This is a genomic window from Phenylobacterium sp., assembly GCF_004799395.1.
Classification (GTDB): Bacteria; Pseudomonadota; Alphaproteobacteria; order Caulobacterales; family Caulobacteraceae; genus Phenylobacterium.
The window spans coordinates 1-6,801 of the sequence record NZ_SSMZ01000110.1 but is presented as its reverse complement, the minus strand read 5'-3'; the positions used below and the strand labels follow the sequence as shown (position 1 = coordinate 6,801).

Sequence of the window (6,801 nt, the reverse complement as noted above, 5' to 3'; positions counted from 1 at the left end):
TCTTCCAGTGGTTGACCGCGCCGATCGCTGTGGCGGCGAACGCGGCGACCTATGTGGTGTCGGCGATCATGCTGGCGGGCATCCGCACGGACGAGCCGCCGCTCGCACCCGGCACGCGCCGCCGGGGCTGGGTCGACGGCGTCGTCACCGGCGCGCGGACGTCCTGGCAAGAGCCGCGGATGCGGATCCTGTTGATCATGACCGCGACCGGCGGCCTGTTCGGCGGTTTCTTCGGCGCCCTCTACATCGCCTTCGTGCTGCGCGGACTGGGGCTGGGTCCGATCCTGCTCGGCTTTGGCGTCGCCACCGGAGGGCTGGGCGCACTGACCGGTTCCCTGCTCGCCCAACCCATGGCGCGGCGGTTCGGCGTCGGACCGGCAATCTGCCTCGCCGGCGGGCTGGCGGCGCTGGGCACCATGATCGTGCTCATGGCGCCGGCCACGCCGGCGGGCGGCATGACCTGCCTGATGATCTCGCAGTTCCTGGGCGACGCCTTTGGCGTCGTCCCCATCGTCCTGGGCGCCAGTCTGCGCCAGACCTTGCTGCCGCAGAGCGTGCTGGGCCGGGTTGGCGCCACCTTCCGCGCCGCCGGCGGCGGGGCGGCGGTGGTCGGAGCCCTGGTCGGGGGTGGGCTCGGTCAGGCGCTGGGCATGCGTCACACCCTGCTGATCGCCATCGCCGGCCTGCTCATCGGGCCGCTGATCGGCGCGCTGTCTCCGCTTCGCGACGTCAGGGACATGCCGGCCGGCGACGCGGCAGAAGCCTAGTGCGGGCCTTCGGCGAACTCCTCGATCATCCTGGCGCAGAAGGCCGGCAGGTCGTCGGGCTTGCGCGAGGTGACCAGCCCCTCGTCGACCACCACCTCCTCGTCCACCCACTCGGCGCCGGCGTTCTTCAGGTCGGCCTCCAGTGACGGCCACGAGGTCATGCGCTTGCCCTCCACGGCCTCGGCGTTGATCAGCGTCCACGGGCCGTGGCAGATCGCGGCGATCGGCTTGCCCGCTTCGGCGAAGGCGCGGACGAAGGCGATGGCCTTGGGCTCGAGGCGCAGCGCATCGGGATTCATCACCCCGCCCGGCAGGACGATCGAGTCGTAGTCCTCGGGCGCGGCCCGGGCGAGCTCGCGGTCGACCGCGACCATCCGGCCCTTGTCGTTGTGCTCGTACCCCTGGATCTGGCCGCCCTTGGGTGCGACCACCTCCACCTCGGCGCCGGCCGCCTTCAGGGCCTCGACCGGCTTTTCCAACTCGGACTGTTCGAAGCCGTCGGTGGCGAGGACAGCGACCCTCTTGCCGCGCAGCTCGTTGGGCATGGCGATCTCCTTTGGGCATGGGAACGGGATTGGCCGGTGAACCTGCCTGGGCCGGCGGCGGTTCCAGCGCCGGCCGCGAAACCTTAGGCCGCCTTCGGCGGTTAGCCCTGCACCGTACGGACGGCATTCCGCTTGAGGGAGACTTCGATGAAGACCATCCTGTTGGCCGCCGGAGCGGCCGCCATCGTCTTATCGGCCGGCGCGACGCTGGCTCAGACCGTCGCCGGGCCGAAACAGCCCATCCCCTATTCGCAGCTGAACGCGTACATGAAGGCCTCGCCCAAGGCGCGCACGTCGAAGGACTGGTGGTCCGGACAGACGGCGTCCGCCTCGACGGGCGCGGCGTCCAACACGTCGGCCGTGACCAGCGCCGGCGCCGACCTGCGCTCGACCCCCGACGCCACACCCGGGACGAGCAGCCCGGCGACCAGCGTCAATCCGCCGTCCTTGGGCGGCGAGACCGGCGCCGCGCCGTCGAGCCCCTCGACATCGCCCCTCGACACGACGCCGCCCGGAGCCGTCAATCCGTCCCCTAGCGCTGCGCCGGGCGCGCCACCTTCGGCCACGCCGCCGAAATAGCCCTCGTCCAGGCCTTCAGCCCTCGGAGATCCAGCCGTCTTTGAGGGTCGAAAGCTGCACGCGACCAGGATCATCTGGTTGCCGCTTGCCATGTCGATGACAGTGTCGGCGCCCACCTGGTTCAGCGTGTAGGTGGTCCAAGTCGCGGGACACCGTGGCGCGCGTCAAGGGCGAATTGACGGCTCCTACCGCGTGAACTTCTGGAACTTGATGCGGTGGGGGATCAGGCTGTCGGCGCCCAGTCGGCGCTTCTTGTCCTCTTCGTAGGCTTCGAAGTTGCCCTCGAACCAGTCGACCTGGCTGTCGCCTTCAAAGGCCAGGATGTGGGTGGCCAGCCGGTCCAGGAAGAAGCGGTCATGGCTGATCACCACGGCGCACCCGGGGAAATCCTCCAGCGCGCTTTCCAGGGCGCCGAGCGTTTCCACGTCCAGGTCGTTGGTCGGTTCGTCGAGCATCAGGACGTTGCCGCCGGCTGACAGCGTCTTGGCCAGGTGCACCCGGTTGCGCTCCCCGCCGGACAGCAAGCCAACCTTTTTCTGCTGATCGGCGCCCTTGAAGTTGAACGAGCCCACATAGGCGCGGCTGGGGATTTCGCGCCCGCCCACCTTCATGATGTCCAGGCCGCCGGAGGTCTCCTCCCAGACGTTCTTGTTGGGATCGAGGCTGTCGCGGCTCTGGTCGACGTAGGCCAGCTTCACGGTCTCGCCCAGGCGGATGGAGCCCTCGTCCGGTGCTTCCTGGCCGGTGATGATCTTGAACAGAGTCGACTTGCCCGCGCCGTTCGGGCCGATCACGCCGACGATGCCGCCGGGCGGCAGCTTGAAGGTCAGGTCCTTGAACAAGAGCTTGTCGCCATAGGCCTTCTCGACGCCGTTCACCTCGATGACCATCTGGCCCAGCCGCGGGCCCGGCGGAATCTGGATCTGGGCGAAGGTCTGCTTGGCGTTCTCGGCCTCGTTCTGCAGGTCGTGGAACGCGGCTAGGCGGGCCTTGGACTTGGTGCGCCGCGCGCTGGGCGAGGAGCGCACCCAAGCCAGCTCCCGGTCGATCGCCCGCTTCTTGCCGGCCTCCTCGCGCTCCTCCTGGGCGATCCGCTTGGTCTTCTGTTCCAGCCAGGCGGAGTAGTTGCCCTCGTAGGGAAGGCCCTTCCCGCGGTCGAGCTCCAGGGTCCACTTGGTCACCTGGTCGAGGAAGTAGCGGTCGTGGGTCACCAGGATGACGCAGCCCGGGAAGTCCTCCAGGTGGTGCTGCAGCCAGGCCACGCTCTCGGCGTCCAGGTGGTTGGTGGGCTCGTCGAGCAGCATCATGTCGGGCTTCGAAAGCAGCAGGCGAGCGAGCGCCACGCGGCGGCGCTCGCCGCCGCTGAGCTTGTCCACCGGCCAGTCGTTAGGCGGGCAGCGCAGCGCGCCCATGGCCATCTCGATGCGGCTGTCGATGTCCCAGAGGTCGCCGGCGTCCAGCTTTTCCTGGAGCGCGGTCATCTCCTCCATCAGTTCGTCGGTGTACTCCTCGCCCAGCCGGGTCGCGATGGCGTTGTATTCGTCGAAGAGCTTCTTCTCCTCGCACCAGGCGATGACGTTGGCCCAGACGTCGAGCTTGTCGTCGAGCTTGGGCTCCTGCTCCAGGTACCCGCGCTTGACGCCCTCGGCGGCGAAGGCCTCGCCCTGGAAATCCTTGTCGATGCCGGCCATGATCTTCAGCAGGGTCGATTTGCCGGAGCCGTTGACGCCGACCACGCCGATCTTTGCGTCCGGGTAGAACGACAGCCAGATGTCCGAGAAAGTCTTCTTCGGAGCCCCGGGGAAGGCCTTGGTCAGGCCCTGCATCTGATAAATGTATTGCTGCGCCATGGGGCGTCCGCACCGCTCGACTGGAATGACTGGGATTTGAGGCGTGCAGATAGCGGTGCGAGGGCTCGCGCGCAATCTCGCTCGGAACCTTGAGCACGGCTCCGCGTACTCACCGCAACGGGCCATCCCGGCCCTGTGACACGTGGAAGGAGCACTCCCATGCACAAGGATCAGATCAAGGGCGCGGCCAAGGATGCGGCCGGCTCCGTCAAAGAAGGCGTCGGCAAGGCCACGGGCAACGACCGCATGGCCGCGGAAGGCGCCTCGGAACGCGTCGCTGGCAAGGTGCAGAAGGGCGTCGGCGGCCTGAAGGACGCCGCGCGCCAAGCGCTGAAGAACTAGCTTCCGATCAAGCTCAGGATCGCCCCCGTTCCCCGGACGGCGCGGAGCAGGCGTCCCCAACGGTGCGCTATGCCCGCCGTCTTGCGGGGGCGGTTCCCGAGGCCAGGGGCCGCGCTGCGAAGCGCGGCCCTTGCTGCATCCGGCCTCAGGCGGTCATCGCCGCCAGGCGGTAGCCGACGCCGGGGTCGCTGACCAACAGCGGCTCTGCGCCAAAGGTCCCCAGCTTCTGGCGCAGCTGTCCGACATAGACCCGCAGGTATTGGATCTCCGCCCGGTCGCTGCCCCAGACTGCCGCCAGCAAGTCCTTATGACTGACGGTGCGGCCAAGGTTCAGCGCCAGCTCCGCCAGCAGGTCATATTCCTTGGGCGACAGCTTCAGCGCCGCGGGCCCCTTGCTCACCTGCCGCATGCCCAGGTCGATCGTCAGGTCGCCGGTGCGCACCACCGGCGCCGAACCCCGCGCCTGCACGCCGTGCCGCAGCGCCGCGCGCAGGCGCGCCAGCAACTCCTCCACCCCGAACGGCTTTTGCACATAGTCGTCGGCGCCCAGGTCCAGCGCCTGGACCTTCATCGCCTCTGCGTCGCGGGCGGAGAGCACCACAATGGGCGTCTGGCCCCTGGCTCGGATTTCGGCGATGACGCCCAGGCCATCGCGGTCGGGCAAGCCAAGGTCCAGCAGCACCAGGTCCGGCGCATAGTGGACAAGCCAGCGCAGGCCCTCGGCGGCGGTCCGCGCCGTGATCGGCCGGAAGCCGGCCGCCTTGAGCGTTGCGGCAAGCGCGGCGTTCAGGCTGGCGTCGTCCTCGACGACAAGGATGGTGGCGGGATCGGCGGCGGGGCTCATTCGACGCTAGGCATGCACCTTGGCGAGCGGCGCGGAAAGCCGCACGCGGGCGCCCTTGCCGCCGGCCAAGTTCTCCGCCTCCACGCGCCCGCCCTGGGCCTCCAGGAAGCCGCGGGCGATGGAAAGGCCCAGGCCCGTGCCCGGCGGCCGGCCGTCGCCACTGACGCCGCGGGAGAACTTCTCGAACATCGGCTCGATGGCCCCCGCGAAGCCGGGCCCTTCGTCCAACACTTCGATCCAGCCGGCGCCCTCGGCCTCGCCGCTGCGGATCCGGATGGCCGAGCCGTCGGGGGCGTATTTGGCGGCGTTTTCCAGCACGTTGGCCAAGGCGGTCTCGAACAGCGAGGCGTCAACCTCCATCGGGGCGGACCTGGCGCTCACCTCGTTCAGCACGCGGCGCCCGGCCAGGGCCACCGAGGCGCTGCGCAGGGCCTCGGCGGCGAGTACGGCCGGCTCGACCGGGGCGGTTTTCACCACCACGGCGCCGGCGTCGAGCCGGTTCATGTCCAGCAGGTTGGCCACCATCGCCGACAGCCGGGCAGTCTCGGTCTCCGCCAGGGTCAAGAGCTCCTTTCGGGTCTTGGCGTCGTGGGTGCGGCCGAACTTCTGCAGGCTCTGCAGGGTGAAGAGCACGGTGGAGAGCGGGGTCTTCAGGTCATGGCTGACCGCGGCCAGCAAGTCGGCTTTCAGCCTCTCGCTCGCCACCTCGACCCGGCTCTCCAGCACCTGGGATGCGTAGGCTTCGCGGTCGAGGGCCACGGCCAGGTAGCCGCTGACGATCTCCACCAGCCGCTCGGGTTCGGCGGGCCGGCCCGCCTCGTCCAGCGATATCTGGACGCCGATCACCGCCTGCTGGCGCTGCGGTGTCACCACCGGCCAGAAGTCGTAGCTCGCGCCCTCGATCGGGTAGGCCCCGCCGCGGGTCGGCATCCGCGCGGCCAGCACCCAGCCTGCCGCCTCGCGGTCCAGGGCCGACAGCCCGCCGCCGCCGGCCCGGCCGGCCACCTGCAGCCCAGCCTCGCCCTGCAGCAGCACCACCGCCGGGGCCTGGAACAGACGCGCCAGGGCCGCGGCGCTGGCTTCGGCCGCGCTGGCGCCGCCGGTGGCCGCCACGAGGCTGCGCGCCAGCGCCTGCAGGGCGGTCGCCTGGTCGGCGGCCTTCCAGGCTTCGACGGCGCGGCGGCGCGACTGGGCGGCCACGGCGCTGACGATGGCCGCGGTGATCAACAGCAGGATCAACGCCCAGCCATTGGCCGGATCGGCCACGTGCAGGCTGTAGCGGGGGGCCACCAGGAAGAAGTTGAACGCCATTACCGCCGCGACGGCGGCCGCCAGCGACGGGCCCCAGCCGAAGCTGACCGCGGCGATCACCACCGGCAGGACGAAAATCAGCGACAGGTTGGGGATGGTCTGGACCTGGTCCACGACGATCGCCGCCAGGGTCGCTGCAGCGACCAGCAAAAGCGACATCGAATAGGCCGCCGCGGGATGCAGCCGCTCGGTGTGCTGATCGGCCCCGAGATTGCGGGGCGGGGCGATTTCGGCGGACAGGCTCATGGCGCGCCTCCTTGGCGCATCGAACGGCGTCAAAAGGGCCTCTCGAAAGCCTGGGTGCAAGCATTTGCCGCACCCCAACCGTCACAACAGCATGGGATTTTTATGTGGTTCGGCGCGACAAGCCGGCCCCGTCCGCCGTGCAGGATCACGCCTTGAACACCTCCGCCGCCGCCGTCGAATCCGCCGAGGAGACGGCCGCACAGCCGGCGCCCAGCCTGCGCGGCTTCCTTGGCCTGGCCCTGGGCTCTGCGGGTGTGGTCTACGGCGACATCGGCACCAGCCCGCTCTACGCCTTCAAGGAATCCATCAAACACATG

At 69.5% G+C, this 6,801-nt stretch carries 7 protein-coding genes and 1 pseudogene; 4 read left to right on the top strand and 4 right to left on the bottom strand.

Translation table 11 applies throughout. The features are described 5' to 3' along the window. Positions 1 to 767: pseudogene (locus E8A12_RS07740) on the top strand (MFS transporter); the annotation flags it as partial. Here E8A12_RS07740 and E8A12_RS07735 read toward each other — a convergent pair. Continuing rightward, on the bottom strand, positions 764 to 1,312 hold the full coding sequence (locus tag E8A12_RS07735; RefSeq protein ID WP_293367342.1) for a type 1 glutamine amidotransferase domain-containing protein: 549 nt from the start codon (positions 1,310 to 1,312) through the stop codon (positions 764 to 766). The pseudogene E8A12_RS07740 and the gene E8A12_RS07735 overlap by 4 nt on opposite strands. A 147-nt stretch (positions 1,313 to 1,459) precedes the next feature. Between E8A12_RS07735 and E8A12_RS07730 the strand changes: the two genes are divergently transcribed. Then, a complete protein-coding gene (locus E8A12_RS07730; RefSeq protein ID WP_293367341.1) occupies positions 1,460 to 1,891 on the top strand; it encodes a hypothetical protein in 432 nt (143 codons plus the stop codon). 185 nt (positions 1,892 to 2,076) lie between these two features. On the opposite strand, the gene ettA is transcribed toward E8A12_RS07730, so the two are convergent. Next, on the bottom strand, positions 2,077 to 3,741 hold the full coding sequence (gene ettA, locus E8A12_RS07725; RefSeq protein WP_293367340.1) for an energy-dependent translational throttle protein EttA: 1,665 nt from the start codon (positions 3,739 to 3,741) through the stop codon (positions 2,077 to 2,079). Between the two features lie 159 nt (positions 3,742 to 3,900). Between ettA and E8A12_RS07720 the strand changes: the two genes are divergently transcribed. Continuing rightward, positions 3,901 to 4,083, top strand: coding sequence for a CsbD family protein (locus E8A12_RS07720; protein ID WP_293367339.1), 183 nt, complete (start codon positions 3,901 to 3,903; stop codon positions 4,081 to 4,083). A 145-nt stretch (positions 4,084 to 4,228) separates the two neighbouring features. Here the strand turns inward: E8A12_RS07720 and E8A12_RS07715 are convergent, their stop codons facing one another. After that, positions 4,229 to 4,927 carry a response regulator transcription factor gene (locus tag E8A12_RS07715; protein ID WP_293367338.1) on the bottom strand — a complete coding sequence of 233 codons (699 nt, stop codon included), beginning with the start codon at positions 4,925 to 4,927 and terminating at the stop codon, positions 4,229 to 4,231. A 6-nt stretch (positions 4,928 to 4,933) separates the two neighbouring features. Continuing rightward, positions 4,934 to 6,484, bottom strand: a complete 1,551-nt coding sequence (locus tag E8A12_RS07710; protein WP_293367337.1) for a DUF4118 domain-containing protein — start codon at positions 6,482 to 6,484, stop codon at positions 4,934 to 4,936. Between the two features lie 104 nt (positions 6,485 to 6,588). On the opposite strand from E8A12_RS07710, the gene E8A12_RS22760 reads away from it, so the two are divergent. Further along, the coding region (locus E8A12_RS22760; RefSeq protein WP_363211762.1) for a KUP/HAK/KT family potassium transporter at positions 6,589 to 6,801 on the top strand (213 nt) is incomplete at its 3' end.